We start from the raw sequence: 17,036 nt of genomic DNA, 5'->3' as shown, positions 1-17,036 counted from the left end.
TGGACCATGGACAACCCGAGCAGTCCATCTCCCCAGTTCCCCGCTGGTGGTCAGCCCCTGTGCCGCTCGGCCACGCGGTAGAGGTAGGTCAGGGAGCAGTCCAGCAGCGACTGTCGCGAGCGCATGTAGTTGCGGGCTCGGGCGAAGGGAAGCCAGACGCGGTTGCCTACGAGCACCTGTGCCTCCTCGAGCTTCTGGCGCGGAATCCACCTGCCGCCCAGGTTGCGCACCAGCACCTCACCCAGGTACGCGCCAATAGCGGGCACCGCGTGCTCGTCGATGGCCTCCCGAAGGCGACTCTTCGGGAACTCTTCCCGCCAGAAGTAGAAGTCGGCATCCGTGAGGGACTCGGGTGTCGCCTCGAAGACGGAGGGCACCTCCGAGTGCAGCAGCGCCACGAGGTGCTCGGCGTATAGGCTGTACTGCTGGAGAGCGCGCTCTCCACTCTCTACGTCCGAAGGCAGGGCGGCATCTACCGGGCGCCACTCCTCGGGGTCCGGTGGCTGCCACACGTTGAACTCGGCAATCCGTCGCTGGCGCTCGTGACTCGCGGCCTGGTCCACCACCCGCGAAAGGAGCGGGGCCATGTCCGGGAAGAAGCGGGGCTCCACGGGGGCGAGCATGGCACTGCGCTCATGCAGGGAGCGCAGAATGGTGTCGAAGTCGAGGTCCGGCCGGAGGTGGGCATGGGCGCGGGCCTGTGCGAGCCGTGCCTCCTTGCTGGCGAAATCCGCCACCGTGGGCCACGTCACCATGAGGATGGCGCCGTTGGGCAACTCCTCCACCCGGTGGGCCGGCGTGGACAGCATGCGCTCGCGGCCGACCGTTTCCACCAACTTGGGGCCGAAGACGTTGAGCCACCACACCGCGTAGATTTTGTCGAAACCGTTCCCCCGAGAAGTCTTTTCGTCACGTCCGAAAAAGGGAGAGCCCGCCAACTCCATGTCATCAAGGCTGTGGGCCTCGGCATATGTGACGGGATAATGGGAGGCCCATGCCCGCACCATCTCCACGAATTGGCGACAGCGCTCCGCCTCCGCGAAGAAGGAAAGCGGCTTCACCCCAACCATGATGTTCAGCCCAGGCAGATGTGGCGGTAGGCGGATACCGAGCGACAAGGACAACGCAGGCCACTGCGTCCGATAGAGCCCGCAATGCGTGTATCTTTCGCCGCGCCGCTCTTCCAATGCCTTCCATACGGCAGCGCGGGCGTACTTGCGTTGCCGCTTGCCTTTGACGACGTCCGGCATCCACCCATCGGCGTATTCCTCGAGCGCCTGAAGAAACGACGCCAACTCGACCTGCAGTGCCACTTGTGGGTTGAAGGCACCGTCGAAGGTTAGCAGGAGGCTGTCCTCCGGCTTCACGCCGTAAAATTCCAGCACCTTCATTGGAACAGGACCTCCACTCTCGGAACTAGCCCAGTGCTGCGCTCGCTGCCGTCCGTAGCACGCCTACCATGGAGGGCCAAATTCGGGGTTCACATGGTCTCAAGCTACTTGGCGGTCACACACCGATCTCAGTGGGATGACGCCCCTCAAGGGCAAACGGGGAGTGAGGATGGAGCCAGAGCCGGGAGGATGGCTGCGGCATCGGTGCAGTTCTCCGTTAGCCGCGGCACCGCTCCGCCACGCGGTAGAGGTACGTAAGGGAGCAGTCCAACAGCGACTGTCGAGAGCGCATGTAGTTACGGGCTCGGACGAACGGAAGCCAGACGCGGTTGCCCACCAGTACCTGTGCCTCATCAAGCTTCTGGCGCGGTATCCACCTGCCGGCAAGGTTGCGCACCAGCACTTCACCCAGGTACGCACCAATGGCGGGCACTGCGTGCTCGTCGATGGCCTCCCGAAGGCGACTTTTCGGGAACTCCTCCCGCCAGAAGTAGAAGTCGGCATCCGAGAGGGACTCGGGTGTCGCCTCGAAGATTGAGGGCACCTCCGAATGCAGTAGTGCCACGAGGTGCTCGGCGTAGAGTCTGTACTGCTGGAGAGCGCGCTCTACATTCTCTACGTCCGAAGGCAGGGCGGCATCTACCGGGCGCCACTCCTCGGGCTCGGGTGGTCGCCACGCGTTGAGTTCAGCGATTCTGCGCTGGCGCTCGTAGCTGGGGGCGCGGTCCACCACACGGGAGAGCAGCGGAGCCAGGTCCGGCGGGAAGCGGGGTTCTACGGGGGCAAGAATGGCACTGCGCTCATGCAAGGTGCTCAGAATGGTGTCGAAGTCGAGGTCCGGCCGGAGGTGGGCGTGAGCGCGGGCCTGTGCGAGCCGTGCCTCCTTGCTGGCAAAATCCGCCGCTGTGGGCCACGTCACCAGGAGGATGGAGCCGTTGGGCAGTTCCTCCACCCGGTGGGCTGGAGTGGACAACATGCGCTCGCGGCCAACCGTCTCCACCAGTTTGGGTCCGAAGACGTTGAGCCAGAACACCTCGTAGATTTTGTCGACCCCGTCCCGACGAGAAATCTTCTCGTCGCGCCCGAAGCGGGGGGAGCCCGCCAACTCCGCGTCATCCGCACTGTGGGCCGCAGCATAGGAGACACGGTAACGGGAAGCCCAGGCATGCACCATCTCGATAAATTGGCGACAGTGCGCTTGCTCTGCGAAAACAGAGAGGGGCTTTACCTTGACTGTGAGGTCCAGTTCGGGAGCTAGAGGTGGGGACCAGAGCCGCAGCGTCATGTCCAACGCAGGCCACTCCGCCCGATACAACCCGATGGTCGTTACTCTTTCGTGGCGATCCTCCTCCAATGCCTTCCATACGGCGGCACGGTTGTACTTGCGTCGCCGCTTGCCTTCAACGACGTCTGGCATCCACCCGTCGGCGTGCTCTTCAAGAGCAAGAAGCAAGGGCTCCAACTCGGTCTCCCGTGCCACCTGCGGCTCAAAACAACCTTTGAAATTGAGCCCAAGGTGATCCTCCTTCAGGCCGTGAAACTCGAGCACCTTCATTGGAACGATACCTCCACACCCGGCACGGATGACTCGGTCGCCTTCACAGCCGCATCCAAGTAGCTTGCATTCGTGGGCTTGAGATCGCCGCCCTCGTAGATGAGGCGTACCCTCACGACCTGCACCTCGCTGCCCGCTGGGAGAATGGACTGGATGGATTTTCGGCGGATGTCCAGCGTCTCGCCGTAATGTCTCAGGGCCTCGAGCGCGTCCACCTTCATCTGAGCTTCCAGAGCCCTGTCTCCTAGTTGCGAGAGGTCGCGGCTCTTGAAGCTGAACGACTCCACGCGCCGTGGCCCTCCGCCGAGCGCGCCTTCTTCAATGACGAGCACGTCCGCGTAGCGGAGGCCGGTGCCCGGTTTTCTTACGCCCACCTGGATCTCGATGCGGGGCCTGTCGAAATCCCCGAGGAAACTGCGCTGGGCCCGAGGCTTCTCCGCGTCCGCTTTCAGCAGCCTCACCATGTCGCGCTCGAAGGCCAGCCCCCGGGCAAACCACCCGCGCAACTGCTCGTAGCCCTTCCACTTGAGGGGGCCCTCGGCAGCCGTGCCACTCTCCACCTCCTTGAAGCGCTTGTTGTAGTATTCCACGTACTCGCGCCAGCGCGGGCTGCCCTGGGCCTCCGGCGGTGGGGCTTCGAGGGCAGGGCGGTGCTGCTCCAGCACCTTCACGTCCTTGGGCAGGCGCGGGCCCGTGGCCTCGAGCTCCGCCGCCGCCAGCTTCGCCTCCACCACCTCCCGCGTGTGGCCCACCCCGTCATCCACCAGCGAGGCCAGGGTGCCCTGCCCCTCCGCGACAGGGGCCTGCTTCGGAGAGGGGCGTGCGGCGTCATCCGCCGCGGCGGTGGCCTTCCCGGCGCTGGCCCCCTCAGCGCTCTTCACGGGTGGCGAGCCCGCGGCCCCGGGCCTGGCCTTGGACATGAGGGGCCGGGCCCTGGCCACATCCCCTCGCGCTTCGTACAGCGCCAGTGCGGCGTCCACGCCTCCCACGGCCACGAAGCGTCCCGCCTCACGTCTGGCTCGTATGTAGCGGGCCAGCTCTCGCATGCCCTCCACGCCCGCGCCCAGCCGTGCTTGCAACTCCCGCGTCCTCTCCGCGAGCAGACTCACTCGCACCCGCACCGTCTCGAGTCCGCGCTGGAGTCCGGCTCCTCCCCCCCGGGCCTCGTAGAGGGTGCGCACGCCCTTGCCACCCACGTACACAGTTGCCAGCAGCGTGAGGGGCGTCAGCTCGCGAATGGCCTGCTCGTACTCGCCCTGAGTCAGCGAGTACAGCCCGTGGCCCGTACCCGCCGCGAGGTAGTAGAAGCCCAGCGGCACGCCGAAGGTGACGTGGTCCACGCTGCCCAGCAGCACGTTGCCCGCCGAGTAGTGCTGCCTGGCCGCCTCCTGTTCCACCTCGTCGAGGTCCTCCTGGTAGGACGGTGGGAGCTGGCCTCGTTGCCGGGAGTAGTGGGTGTACCAGGCATTCTTCGCCTGCTCGTGGGTGAGCAGGTCGGAGACGGCGCGGCCTGCCCCCCGCATCAGGTCTCCGGGTTGGAAGTCCCTGTCCGGCCGGGCCGAGAGCTTCAGGCCGCGCGCCTCCAGCTCGGCACGGGCCCTGGACATCAGCCCCAGTGTGGTGTCCAGCCGCTTGTCCTGGGCCAGCCAGAAGAAGATTTCCCGCAGCTCATCGTCATGGGCCGAGTCGAGGAGGTAGCGGACGAACACCTCGGCATGGGCGACTCCATACTTTTCGGTGGCATGGAGGAGGAATGCGAGACGCTTGCGGTTGAGAAGGCCGGCGGCGTCCTCTCGCACGGGCCCCAGCGAGCCGAGCCGCACGGCATCCCAGTCCGTCAGCGACTCCACCAGCCGGGGCATGTCCACACGCTCCTGCAGCGCGACGTATTCGGCGGGCGAGGTGCACGTGAGGAAGGGGGCGAGGAGCGCTTCGCTGTCGCCGGCGGCGAAGTCGGGCCAGCCCGGCGGCAGGGCCTGCCCTCCGCACGAGGGCGGCTCCTGGGGGGCAGACCCCTCGCTGGCCACCGCGGACGCGGGCGTCTGGCCCGCGCTCGCCAGCGCCGCGTCCGGGCCCAGCCCGCGGGCGCTGCGGCGGCGGTGCAGCCGCTCCTGCTCGCCCGCCTCGGAGGAGAAGGCGTGCTCGCCTGCCTCCGGAGGGGCAACAGGGGAGGGCGCCTCGAGTGAGGGGGCCGTGGCGCCCGCCTCCCGCAGCGAGGACAGGGCGTGAGGGGCCCGCGCAGTGCTTCCGCCCTGTCGCGGCGCGAGCGTGACGCAGCCGGTGGAGAGCAGCACGGCCCCCAGCAGCGCCGCCCACCTGGGCGCCCACGCCTCAGCGCGCATTGTCCACCCCCAGGCCCAGCGAGGCGAAGGCACCCGGGCGCAATGCCCCATCCGCCTCCGGAAACAGCAGCGTGCCGCCCTCGGCCAGCGCGTACAGCTCGTGGCCGAAGCGCCAGCGCACCTGGCCCGAGTACAGGTCCAGGGGAGACTCGCTGTCGGGCGAGGGAGAATCCATCGCCCCGCCCAGCCCTGGACAGAGGCACGGCAGCAACACGGCCCAGGGGTGAGTCCTCATCGTGCGCACCCTCCGGAAGCCCCCCCCCAAACGGCGGCGCCCAAGCAAGCAATACCCGTTCACTCCGACAGGACGACTATCACACACGGCAATCACCTGCCTTCTTTCCGGGTAGGCCGGGCACGCGCAATCTTCTTGGGCGGTTGTGCTTCCAAGAGACTCCGGAAGGGACCGAGGCCACTCGCTCGTCAGCGGGGACGCCCCGCCCGGGACAGTTGCGGTTCGCGCCGCCATGTCGTGTGCCAGCGGACTGGAGGAGTTGGCGCCAGGCGGACACGGCGCTCCACCAACAGCAGGCGCGCCAGTTCGTGGGCACGAATCACGGGCGGGGACTCGCTTGCCGTGGCTATCAGCTCCCGTCGTGACATGACGTGAGTTGTCACAGGACACAGCGGGTCCTGGAAGGGGGTGCGCGGCAGGTGTACTACCTGAGGCGCATGGAGATATACGACGACGCTCCCGACGCGCTGGGAGCCCGGTTCGACGGTTGGCGACCGAAGGGCTTCCACATGGTCCGAGCCAAGGCGGCGTTTGACCGATGAACCGCCGCGAGAAGATGCCCCGGTTCGACCGCGCCAAGGTGCGCGCCCATGCTCACAATCTCGATGGCACCGGGCTCCGTGTCTGGCTGGACCGCGCCATCGGCCTGCTGCCGGATGAGGCCTTCCCCGAGCTCATCGCCAACTACGTCCGCCTGGAGGATGTCGTCGCGGACGGCCGAGCAGAGCCCGGCCTGCTTCACAGCATCCGTCGCTTCCATCACGAGAGCCTCGCCGGGCGCTACTACCAGGACTTCATGGTGAGCTCGCGCAACTTCATGGAGAAGTCGCATGGCACCGAAACCTTCATCGCGGAGCACTCGCGACTGCTCGATGCCTGCATGAGGGCGGAGCGAGCAGGAGAGATCGACACGGCCCGCGAGGGGCTCGGTCTTCTCATCGACCTGATGCGCCAGATCGACCGCTGCGAGGTCAACATCATCTTCTTCGCTGACGAGGCCGGCTCATGGCAGGTCGGCGTGGACTGGGCAGAAGTGCTCCCGGCCTGGTTCCGCAGCCTCTCACCTGCCACCGGCCCCTACGACTGGGCTGAGGCGGTGGTCGAGGCGCTCAACGACTTCGCGGGATACCAGATGGACCCCCTTCTCGCGGCCACCCGCGACATCGCTACACCGGAACAACGAGAGGCCCTGGCGGAGTACGAAGGCAACCTGCGCCGGAGAAGGTGAGTGCGCCCAGATGAGAAATGGATGAACGTCGCCTTCGTGCAGACGGAGGATCTCGGGCGGCTCGAAGCGGGGGAGGCACCGTTCCTGGCGCGCCTCACCGCGCAGCTCGGCACGGTGGGTTTCCAATACAACCTCTACGATAGTGGAGTGTCCGACTGGTTTTTCAACATAGTCGGGAGAGGCCCGCACCATTGGGAGCGTGCCGCCCCCCGAGGGCCTGTCCACCTCGCGGAGACGATAGCGAAGACCGTGCGCGCTCAAGCCAGAATCCCGTCCTGGAAGCACCTTCCGGTCGCGCGCTGCTCGAACTTGTCCGACTGTCGGACAAGTTGCTCGGACTCGTGCCCGGAGGCCGCATCTTTCTTCGCTCCAGGACCATGTTGAAAAACTAGTCGGACACTCCACCAGGCTCGTCATCGAGCAGCGCCAGCAGGGTGTCGCGCGTGCCGCCCGGGGCCTGACGCACGAGGGCGTTGAAGCGCTGGTTGCCCGCACGCACGCGCTCGCCATGGGCGCGCATCGCCGCCAGCACGTCCGGCATCATCCAGGGGCGCTCGAGCACCGCCAGGTTCTGCTTCAGCTCCCGGTGGTTGCGCGGCGCACTGAGGCACGCCCCCACTCCGGGCTGGGACAGCGCATAGCGGTAACAGTCCACGGCGTCAGGCAGCGGCAGGTCCGGGGGCTCGCCCGGCGCGGGCCTCAAGAGGCGCCCGTAGCAGGTGGCCGTGAAGGTCAGCACCCCCGTCCCGCGCGCGAGGGCCTCGGGGAAGAGCGCCGCCTCCGCGCCCGGGTGCGCGGCGCTGTGGCGCGTCATCACCACCGGCCAGGGGTGCTGACGCAAGGCCTCCAGCGCGAGCTCCCGGTGGTGGGTGGAGAAGCCGAAGGCGCGGATGCGGCCCTCGGCGCGCAGGGCCTCGAGCGCCTCGAAGTTCTCCGCGTCCAGCCGCTCGCGCGAGCGCACCCAGAACAACAGGAAGACGTCCAGGTGCTGCGTGCGCAGCAGGCGCAGCGCGGCCCGCACGTCCCGGCGGATGGCCTCGGCGCCCGAGTGGTACGTGCCCGCCACCACCACGAGCCCCTCCCTCCGGGTCCGGCCCGAGCGCAGGAAGCGCGTGAGCTCCATGTAGCGCGGCTCCCAGAAGAACGCGTTCACCCCGGCCTCATGGGCCTCGGCCAGCGCGCTGGCTGGCAAGCCGTGGGCTCCCGAGAGCACGAGCGGCGAGACGCTCAACCCCGTCCGTCCCAGGAGCCGCCGGGAGGAGTGTGCCGGGGACTCGGGTGCCGTGCGCACCGGGCCCGCCTGCGCACGCCGCGAACGCGTGGGCCGCCGCGGCTCGAGGTCGGGCGCCCGCGCGAAGGCCTCGTCGGGGAAGACGAGCGTCAGCGCCTCCAGGTGCGAGGCCACCCGCTCCGGCTCGGAGGCGTCACGCAACGCGGCGCACAGGTGCTCGAAAGCGGCGTCGTCCGCCCGGCGGAGCAACCACGTGTATGCGGAGACACGGAGGTCCCCGGTCCGCTCCGCGCCGGGGCCGTGCAGCAGGTCCGCCAGCCGCGCGTCGAGCGCGTCACATGCCTCCAGGGCCGAGGCCGCCGCGGCCCTCACCATGGGCGACGCGTCGAGCGACAGGCGAAGCAGCGCGCCCAGTTCCTCCCGCTCGCCCTCCGCCTGGAGCAGCCCGGCCGCACGGGCGCGGATCCACGGGTCCGGCGAACCCGCGCCCAGGAGCGCCACGGCGCGCGACTCCGGGGCGGACAGCTCGTGCCGGCACGACACGAGGAGCCCCATCGCCGCGCGGCGTACCCACGGGTCCGGGTCGCTCGCGCACACGGACTTCGCCGACTCCGCGTCCAACACGGCGGCGCGAATCCACGGATCCTCGTGCACGGACGCCGCGCGCAGCTCCGCTTCGGAGAGCACCCCGAGCCGGGCCAGCGCCGCCAACGCCACCGCGCGAATGGACGGGTCCTCGTCCTCCAAGGCCCGGGCCAGCGGGAGCTCGTCCTCCAGGAAGGCCGCCGCCTCCGCCACGGCCCGGCGCTCACGCGGAGAGCGCGCACCCGGCGCGAACGCCACCAGCGCACGGGCATGGGCCTCGAGCGCCTCCGGGGCCACGGGCCGCCGCGCCCACGCGGAGAGGACCTCTTCGCGCACCGTCTCGTCGGAGTCCTCGAGCGCGGACAGGACCACGGCCCGGCTCTCCGGGTCATGCACGAGCCCCGAGAGCGCCGCGCGCCGCACCGGGGGCTCGGCGTGACGGGCCAGGGGACGGACCCGCTCCAGCAGCCCCCCGTGCGCCCTGCGCGCGGCCACCCACGCCGCCAGCCCCACCGCGCCCGGCCTCGGCGGCTCGTCGAGAATCCGGGAAGCGAGCGCCACCTCGTCCACGTCGAGCCGCTCGAGCAGGGCCCGCACCTCGTCCGCGGCATGGGGGACGCGCGGCTCGTCCAACCATCGCAGCGCGAGCCGGAAGGCCTCCGGCTCCCTCCGCTCGCGCAGACGCCGCCGGGCCAGGGCCCGCAGCGGCTCGTGGGGATCTCCGAGCCACTTCACCAGCTCGGACACGGGCACGTCCGAGGCGGGCATCCGCTCGAGCCGCGCCGTCACCACCGCCGGATCCTCGTTGTCGAGAGGCCCCGCCGGTCCCTGGGACTGCCCGGGCGCGGGCAACGGGAACCCACCCGGAGCCGCCGCGCCACCCCACACGCCCTCGAGGTACGCGGCGGAGGCCTTCACCGCGCCCTTCCGGGAACCGTCCGCGGCGGTGCGCACCCGCTGCCGCACCCGCTCGTCCGCCTCTCCCAGCCAGGCCAGGGCCTGCACCGCCGCGTTGCGCACCCGCCAGAAGGGGTCCTCCAGCGCCTCCAGCAGGAGCTCCAGGGCCCCCGGGCCCGCCACCGAGGCCGCGGCCCGGATCGCCGCGCGGCGCACCCACCAGACCGGCTCCTCGTGAAGGGCGCGGGGTACCCGTGTCAGCAACACCTCCGCACCCAGCCGGGCCAGGGCACGCCAGACCCGGTCGCGCACGGCGGGCATGGGGTCTCCCAGGGCCTCGAGCAGCGCCGGGACGAAGTGCCCATCCCGGAGCTCCCCCAACCGGCGCGCGGCGGAGGCGCGGACCTCGGCGTCCTCGTCCGTCAGCAGCGCCTGTCGCAGGGCGAAGCGGCCCGGCACGGCCGAGGTGTCCACGGCCTCCACCGCCTCACGGCGCACCTCGGCGTTCTCGTCGAGCAGCCGCACGGCGGCGGGATCCACGGGGCCCATACCCGCGGACTCTACGCGCCCTGATAGACTCGGGGACATGCCCGACATGCTGGCGATCATCAGCAAGGCCGTGTTCGAGAAGGAAGCGGCCGGCCGTGCCCCCGGCGACGTGCACCCCATCGATCGCTACCGCAGCGCCAGCAAGCACCTGGAGCCGCTGCGTGCCGGAGGCCGGCTCTTCCTCTTCACCGTGCGGCCCCCCTCGGAGTCGCTCTGGCTGGTGGCGGTGCTCGAGGGCCTCCGGTTCGAGGACGGCGAGTGGCGTGCCCCACCCAACCGCGTCCCCATCACGGACGTCACCGCCCTCATCCCCCGCATCCGCTTCGAGTCGGGCAAGGGCATCCAGGCGGCGAAGGGGGCCCTGGGCATGTCCCTGCAGACGCCGCGAGCGCTGGCGGCCGGGGACGTGGCGCTGCTGCTGCAATCGGTGGGCGGAGCGGAGGGAAGCACCGTCCAGGCGCGGCGCATCAACCTCACGGCCCACGATGAGCAGGGGCCCCTGCCCTGCTTGTGCCGCCGCTGCCTTCCCCGGAGCGGCGAGCGGGCCGAATCGGGAGGCATGTCCTTCCTCCGCACCCAGGTGGAGGCCGAGGGCCGGACGCTCTTCTACTGGATGCCCGAGGAGCTCCAGCCCGACACCGAGCGGGTGGCGAAGTCGGTCCAGAACGTGCTCGCCGCGCGCCTGCGCTCCACCGGGTGACGCCTCACCTCCGCGTCTTCAGACGGGCCGGCCCGGCAGGATGCCGAAATCGCTCCGGGCACTGCCGCCCACGCTCATCAGCCAGCGCATGACGCCCGGCGCGTGCTCGAAGAGCGCATAGAAGACACCCAGCGAGCGGGGCACATCCACGATGGGCCTGCGCCGCTCGATTCCGTCCACGATGGCCTCCGCCACCTCATCGGGACTCAGCGCCCGCACGAAGTCCGCCAGCCGGGGCATCCTCGAGGAGGGCACGTGCTTGCCGAAGAACTCCGTCCCCGCCACCGTCCCGGGGCGCACGAGCATCGCGTGCACGGGCGTGCCCCGCAGCTCCTCCTGGAGCATCTGCGTATACCCGTCCACCGCCGCCTTCACCGCCGCATATGCCGCGGACGAGCCGCCCATGAAGACGCGCCCCGCGGACGAGCCCACGTTGACGATGCAGCCCCGCCCCTTCTCCAGCATGGAGGGCAGCACCTTGCGCGTGGTGTAGGCGATGGCGTTGAAGCCCACCGCCATCGTCCGCTCCACGTCCTCCACGGACATGTCGAGCACCTTCTCCCAGCGCACGAAGGCGGCGTTGTTCACCAGGACGTCGATGCGGCCCTCCTTCTCCAGCACGCCCGCGCACCACGCCTCCACCTGCTGGCGATCCGCCACGTCACAGGGTGCGAAGTGGAAGCGCCCGGGCCAGGGCAGCTCCGCGGCCTTCACCGAGGCCAGCTCCAGGTGCGCCTCGGAGATGTCGCACACGTACACCGTGCCACCCGCCGCCGCGAGCCGCCGTGCCGTTGCCCAGCCAATCCCCTGGGCCCCACCCGTCACAAGGCACACCTGGTCCTTCAGGAAGTCCTTCGTCATGGCAACCCTCGTTTCATAAGCACCGTTTGTGCACCAGCCCATGTCAGGGAAAGTGCGCGAATTGCCAGCTATGCTGGAATTATCCAGCAATCCAGTAAAAAATTACGGTTTATCTGGCTTCTCACGAAATCAGGATAGGCCCGTTTCCTCCAGGTCCGCTGGCCCGCCTGCCGGGCATCCGCCCGATGGAAGGTCGCCAGGGGTGTGGCATCCTCGCAGCTACACCCCGATGAGACAGACCACGGCCGCGGCGCTCCGTCCGCCCGCTCCCCCCGACCTCCCGACGAGCGATGACGCCTCCACCCCCGTGCCCGGTCTCCGGCCCTGGGTGTTGCGTCTCTTCTTCCTTTCGGGGCTGTCGGGGATCCTCTTCCAGGTCCTCTGGACCCGCATCTTCACCTTCCTGCTGGGCGGCACCACCCAGAGTGTGAGCGCCGTCATCACGGCCTTCATGCTCGGGCTCGGGGTGGGCTCGTACCTCTTCGGCAGGCTCGTGGACGGCCCCGCCCGGCGGCCGTTGATCCTCTATGGAGTGCTGGAGCTCGGCGTCGCCCTCAGCGGGCTCGCCGCCTTCTACGCGTTCCAGCACACCGGCGCGCTCTACGAGGCCCTGTACACGCGGGCCCCCCAGGCCACCGTCAAGTGGCTCGTCTTCCTCATCGCCTTCGTCTTCATCTCCATCCCCGCCACCCTCATCGGCGGCACGCTGCCCGCGATCGTCCGGCACGCCGTGACCCGCTCCGAGGGCGTGAAGTCCGCGCTCGGCCGGCTGTACGCCATCAACTCCCTGGGCTCCTCCGCCGGCGCCATCCTCATGCTGGGTCTGGTGTGGGCCATTGGCTACGAGGCCAGCTACCACGTCGCGCTGCTGCTCAACTCCCTCACGGGTGTCGCCGCCCTGGTGATGGCACGGCGGGAGGCACGGGGGGAGAACGCGGGGAACCCATACCCTCACCCCGTCCCTCTCCCGGAGGGCGAGGGGATATCGGGCACGGTGGAGACTGTTTCGCGGGGGGCTTCCGCCCGGGTGCTCCTGCCCGCGTTCGCCCTCTCCGGCTTCTGCGCGCTCGCCTATGAGGTCATCTGGTTCCGCACGCTCGACTTCCTCCTGCTGGGCAAGCTGGCCACCTTCGCCTGCGTCCTCTCCGTGTACCTGCTGGGCATCAGCCTCGGCAGCCTCGTGCTCAGCCGCTGGACTCCCCCCCGCCTGGGTGATCTCCAGCTCTTCATCCTCTTCGAGCTCCTCCTGGGACTGCTCGGCCTCATCACCCTGCCCGTGCTGTCCATGGTCAGCGGCCTGGGCCAGCGGCCCCTCACCATCGCCACCTCCTTCCTCCTGCTCTTCGGGATGACGCTGCTGCTGGGAGGCCTCTTTCCCCTCGCCGGCAAGCTGTACGCGGGGCCCCTGCGGCTGCTGGGGCGGACCGTCGGCAACCTGTACTCGGCCAATACGCTCGGCTCGGTGCTGGGCTCGTGCCTCACGGGCTTCGTCCTCATCCCCTGGGTGGGCACCTCGCACGCGCTCCTGCTCACCGCGGGGCTCAACCTGTTGATCGCCGCGGGTGTGGCGATGGTCGCGCTCCGGCCGCTGCCCAGGCGCCCGCTGGCGGTGGGCGTGGGGCTCGCCGCGGTGGGCCTGCTGGGCTGGTTCAGCGGGGACTGGCTCACGCGCTTCTATGAGAACGCGGGGCTCCGGCCCGGCTTCCACGTCATCGCCCAGAGCGAGGGCAGCCTGCAACCGGTGCTGGTGGCCGAGGACTCCCACGGGGAACGGGTGCTCATGGGCGGCCCCTTCCAGTCCGGCGAGACGGTGCCCGCGCGCCGCCAGACGCAGCGGCTGCAGGCCCACCTGCCCATGCTTGTGCACTCCGCGCCGCGCCGGGTGCTGGAGATCGGTTACGGCGTGGGCGAGCTCGCCCGGACCCTCCAGCTCTACGAGCCCGAGCTGCTGCACATCGCCGAGCTCGACGAGCACATGATTCCGATGGCCGAGCAGTACTTCGAGGCCCTCAACGAGAAGGCCAGCCGCCGCGCCAACGTGCGCGTGGACGTGATGGACGGCCGGCACTTCCTGAAGATGAGCCCCGACACGTACGACGTCATCATGTCGGACTCGATGATCCTCGCGAGCGAGGGCAGCCTGCGGCTCTACACGCAGGAGCACTTCCGCGAGGCGCGCCGGCACCTGAATCCCGGGGGCGTGGTGCTCGCCTGGCTGCCGCTGAACGCGGGCACCACCAAGGCGCTGGTCATCCTGAAGACGTTCCAGGAGGTCTTCCCGCAGAGCCTGCTGTGGCTGCCGCTGGGCCTCAACACGCAGGAGGCCTTCCTCATCGGCTTCCGCGACGAGGCGCGCATCGACTGGGAGGCGTGGCGGCGGAAGTTCGAGCGGGTGGCGAAGGCGGACCTGGAGGGCTTCGGCTGGGGAGACCCGGCCGTCTTCTTCGCGAGCTTCCGGGCGGGCCCCGAGCGGCTGGCGGAGATCGCCTCGCGCGTGCCGCTCATCAACCGGGACATGAACCCGGTGCTGGACTTCCTCCCGCAGGAGCCTCCCCGGGAGATCGCCGCCACCGTCGAGCGGCTCGTCGCGTACGAGCCGGACTTCATCTTCGAGCACCTGCGCGCGCCCCCCGGGGCCCAGGAGTCACTGGAGCCGCTGCGCGCCAGTGTCCAGCGGGTACACGAGGCGGATCAGCACTTCCTGAAGGGGGTGGCGGCGCTCGACGCGTTCGGCGCGCGGCCTCCGGCGGAGGTGCTGGAGAACGCGGAGTCCCTCACGGCCGGCTTCCGCCAGGCGCTGGAGGTGTACCCGGCGCACCCAGCCGCCGCGGTGTGGACGGGGCAGGTGCTGGGACTGGCCGCCCGCGTGGAACCTCCGCTGGAGCCCGGTCGCACCCGGGCGCTGCTCGAGGAGGCCATCCGCCACAATCCCACGGACCTCGCCGCCACCGAGGCGCTCGCGCGACTGGCGCTCCAGCGTGGAGCGCACGACGAGGCCCAGAAGTACCTCGCGCGGCTCCGCGCGCTCTCCCCCTACTCCCGGCTCGCCCTCGAGATTCCATGACCGCCCCGACGACGCTCAGCCGCTCCCGATTCCGCTTCCTCTGCGCACTGCTGTTCTGCACGGGCATGACGTCGCTCGTGTTCCAGATCATCTGGCTGCGCGGGTTCGGCATCATCCTCGGCAGCACCATCTATTCGATGTCGTGCGTCATCACCGTGTTCATGCTCGGTCTGGCGCTCGGCAGCTTCCTGATGTCCCGGCTGCTCGAGCGCGGCCGGTGGCTGGCGGCGCACCCGCTGGCGGCCTACGGCGGCGTGGAATTGCTGGTGGGGCTCAGCGCCCTGTTCGTCACCTGGACGCTCTTCACGCACCAGGACTTCTACCTGTCGCTCTCCGGCTCGCCCACGGCGCCGCTGCTGATGCTGCTGGCCAGACAGTTCACGGTCTGCACCCTGCTCATCGCGGTGCCCACGACGCTCATGGGCATGACGCTGCCGCTGGTGAGCCAGCTCGTCACGGATCGCCGGCAGGTGTCCGCGCTCTACGGCATCAACACCATTGGTGGCGCCACGGGGAGCATCGTCTCCAGCTTCGTCCTCATCTACTACCTGGGCTGTGTCCGGGCCGGAGCGGCGGCCGCGGCGCTCAATGGCCTCATCTTCTGCGCCGCCATGCTGACCAGCCGCTACTTCCCGCCCGTCCCGGCGGGGGCCGTGGATGCGGACGATGGAGTCCCAGCGGCCACGGCCGCGGCGGAGAACCGGCTGCTCGGGCGCCCGTTGCTGCTGACGCTGGCGGTCTTCTCGGGCTTCATCGCGCTGTCGTGTGAGATCACCTGGACGCGATTCCTGTCGCTGGCGTTCGGCAACCGCGTCTACGTGACGAGCATCACGCTGGCGCTCATCCTGCTCTTCATGGGCCAGGCGGCGCGCATGAGCAGCGCCCTGCTGCGCGGCCCGGATCCGCTGTGGCGCATCCTGCTCTATTCGTGCGCCTTCACGCTCATCTCCTTCTCGGCCGCGTTCCTGCTGGAGCGCCCGGCCCTGCAGGCGAGCCACCCGGGCATCGTCGTCCTCTTCATCCTCGTCATGGTGGTGTTCCCGGCCACGGCGCTCGGGCTGCTCTTCCCGCTGACGCTCGCCGCCCGGCCTTCCGGCATGGACAACCCGGCGAGCTGGGTGGGCCTCGTGTACGGCTTCAACACCCTGGCCAGCCTCGTGGGCTCGCTGGCCAGCGGCTATGTGCTCATCAACCTCATCGGCTCCAACGGGCTCATCGCCTTCAACTCGGCGCTGCTGGTGCTGTCGCTGCTGGGGCTGGTGTATGCCTTCCGCCAGCACTTCAAGCCATCGGACCATGCGCTGGCGGCGGTGGCGGGCCTGGGCTTCCTGGCGATCATCCTCCCGCGCAGCACCGAGGTGCCACCGGTGGTGGACACCCACAGCGCGCTGGTGAGCAGCGAGGACGCGCACGGCATCTTCAGCGTGGTGCGCATGGACGAGGGCCGGCTCCGGGTGCTCAACAACCGCACGGACCTCGTCTACCTGTACGGAGACCCCACCACCCAGTACGTGCAGGAGTCCCAGGCGTACCTGCCCATCCTGTACGCGCCGCAGTTGGAGAAGGTGCTGAACATCGGCTCGGGCTACGGCATCACGGCGGGAGCGTTCTCGCGCGTCGCCGAGGTGCGCTCCATCGAGGCGGTGGAGATCGTCCCGGCGCTCGTCGAGCACGCGAACCTGTTCAGCCCGGGCAACCACCGCTACTTCGACAATCCGCGCGTCCAGGTGCACGTGACCGATGGGCGGCACTTCCTGGCCACCACTCCGGATCGTTACGACATCATCTCCATCAACGTTTCGGACCCGTACCTGCCGGGCTCCTCCAGCCTCTTCAGCCGCGAGTTCTACGAGATGGCGCGCTCGCGCCTGAAGCCGGGAGGCGTATTGGCGCAGCACATCTTCGGGCCGGACGTCGCGTCGCTGTACCACGGCATCCACGAGGTGTTCCCGCACGTGAAGGCCATTCCGGCGTACGGCAACGGGCTCACGCTCATTGCCTCGACGGAGCCGCTGAAGCCGCACCAGCGCGAGGTGTTCCTGAGCAAGTACGACGAGGGCCGGGCGCTGTTCGGGCCGATCGGCCTGGAGAACGGGCTCGCCGGCTTCGAGGAGTTGATCGCCCTGGGTGACGAGAAGCTCCAGGAGCTGGCCTCGCGCGCCCCGGAGTTCCAGAACAGCGACGACATGCCGACGCTGGAGTTCCGGCGGCTGCCCGGCAAGGTGGGGCTCTTCTACTCCAACAACTGAGCGGACCCATGTGGCGCCCATGGCTGGTACTGCTGGGAAGCGTATGGCTCGGGGCGTGCGTGATCGTCCCGGGCCGAGGGGCTCCGAGTCAGTACGCGCTGGACACCCTGACAAACACTTGCCTGAAAGATCCGAAGTATTGCGCCACC

At 69.3% G+C, this 17,036-nt stretch carries 9 protein-coding genes and 1 pseudogene; 4 read left to right on the top strand and 6 right to left on the bottom strand.

The features are described from left to right. Positions 1-50 precede the first annotated feature (50 nt). The 4 genes and pseudogenes from Q664_RS44975 to Q664_RS44960 all read right to left on the bottom strand — a co-directional run. Positions 51-1,391 carry a hypothetical protein gene (locus Q664_RS44975; protein WP_043411472.1) on the bottom strand — a complete coding sequence of 447 codons (1,341 nt, stop codon included), beginning with the start codon at positions 1,389-1,391 and terminating at the stop codon, positions 51-53. A gap of 217 nt (positions 1,392-1,608) precedes the next feature. Then, positions 1,609-2,946: a hypothetical protein gene (locus Q664_RS44970; protein WP_043411470.1), complete on the bottom strand. Its 1,338-nt coding sequence runs from the start codon at positions 2,944-2,946 to the stop codon at positions 1,609-1,611. Continuing rightward, positions 2,943-5,288 carry a hypothetical protein gene (locus tag Q664_RS44965; RefSeq protein WP_084610893.1) on the bottom strand — a complete coding sequence of 782 codons (2,346 nt, stop codon included), beginning with the start codon at positions 5,286-5,288 and terminating at the stop codon, positions 2,943-2,945. The genes Q664_RS44970 and Q664_RS44965 overlap by 4 nt, the downstream gene beginning before the upstream one ends. Next, positions 5,278-5,478, bottom strand: a pseudogene (locus tag Q664_RS44960) (hypothetical protein); the annotation flags it as partial. The gene Q664_RS44965 and the pseudogene Q664_RS44960, both read right to left, overlap by 11 nt. A 583-nt stretch (positions 5,479-6,061) precedes the next feature. On the opposite strand from Q664_RS44960, the gene Q664_RS44955 reads away from it, so the two are divergent. Beyond that, positions 6,062-6,751: a hypothetical protein gene (locus tag Q664_RS44955; protein WP_043411465.1), complete on the top strand. Its 690-nt coding sequence runs from the start codon at positions 6,062-6,064 to the stop codon at positions 6,749-6,751. A 388-nt stretch (positions 6,752-7,139) separates the two neighbouring features. Here the strand turns inward: Q664_RS44955 and Q664_RS44950 are convergent, their stop codons facing one another. Next, positions 7,140-10,013: an aldo/keto reductase gene (locus Q664_RS44950; protein WP_043411463.1), complete on the bottom strand. Its 2,874-nt coding sequence runs from the start codon at positions 10,011-10,013 to the stop codon at positions 7,140-7,142. A 37-nt stretch (positions 10,014-10,050) separates the two neighbouring features. Between Q664_RS44950 and Q664_RS44945 the strand changes: the two genes are divergently transcribed. After that, complete coding sequence (locus Q664_RS44945) at positions 10,051-10,713, top strand: hypothetical protein (protein ID WP_043411460.1); 663 nt, start codon at positions 10,051-10,053, stop codon at positions 10,711-10,713. A gap of 18 nt (positions 10,714-10,731) precedes the next feature. Here Q664_RS44945 and Q664_RS44940 read toward each other — a convergent pair whose 3' ends face one another. Continuing rightward, positions 10,732-11,574 carry an SDR family NAD(P)-dependent oxidoreductase gene (locus tag Q664_RS44940; RefSeq protein ID WP_043411456.1) on the bottom strand — a complete coding sequence of 281 codons (843 nt, stop codon included), beginning with the start codon at positions 11,572-11,574 and terminating at the stop codon, positions 10,732-10,734. Between the two features lie 229 nt (positions 11,575-11,803). Here Q664_RS44940 and Q664_RS44935 point away from each other — a divergent pair, with 229 nt between their 5' ends. Both Q664_RS44935 and Q664_RS44930 read left to right on the top strand, forming a co-directional pair. Then, entirely contained in the window at positions 11,804-14,638 is a 2,835-nt protein-coding gene (locus Q664_RS44935; RefSeq protein ID WP_152622711.1) for an MFS transporter, read from the top strand. Further along, positions 14,635-16,887: a fused MFS/spermidine synthase gene (locus Q664_RS44930; RefSeq protein WP_043411453.1), complete on the top strand. Its 2,253-nt coding sequence runs from the start codon at positions 14,635-14,637 to the stop codon at positions 16,885-16,887. The genes Q664_RS44935 and Q664_RS44930 overlap by 4 nt, the downstream gene beginning before the upstream one ends. The last annotated feature ends 149 nt before the right edge of the window (positions 16,888-17,036 follow it).

It is taken from the genome of Archangium violaceum Cb vi76 (genome assembly GCF_000733295.1).
Classification (GTDB): domain Bacteria; phylum Myxococcota; class Myxococcia; order Myxococcales; family Myxococcaceae; genus Archangium; species Archangium violaceum.
This window is presented reverse-complemented; position numbering and strand designations above follow the sequence as displayed.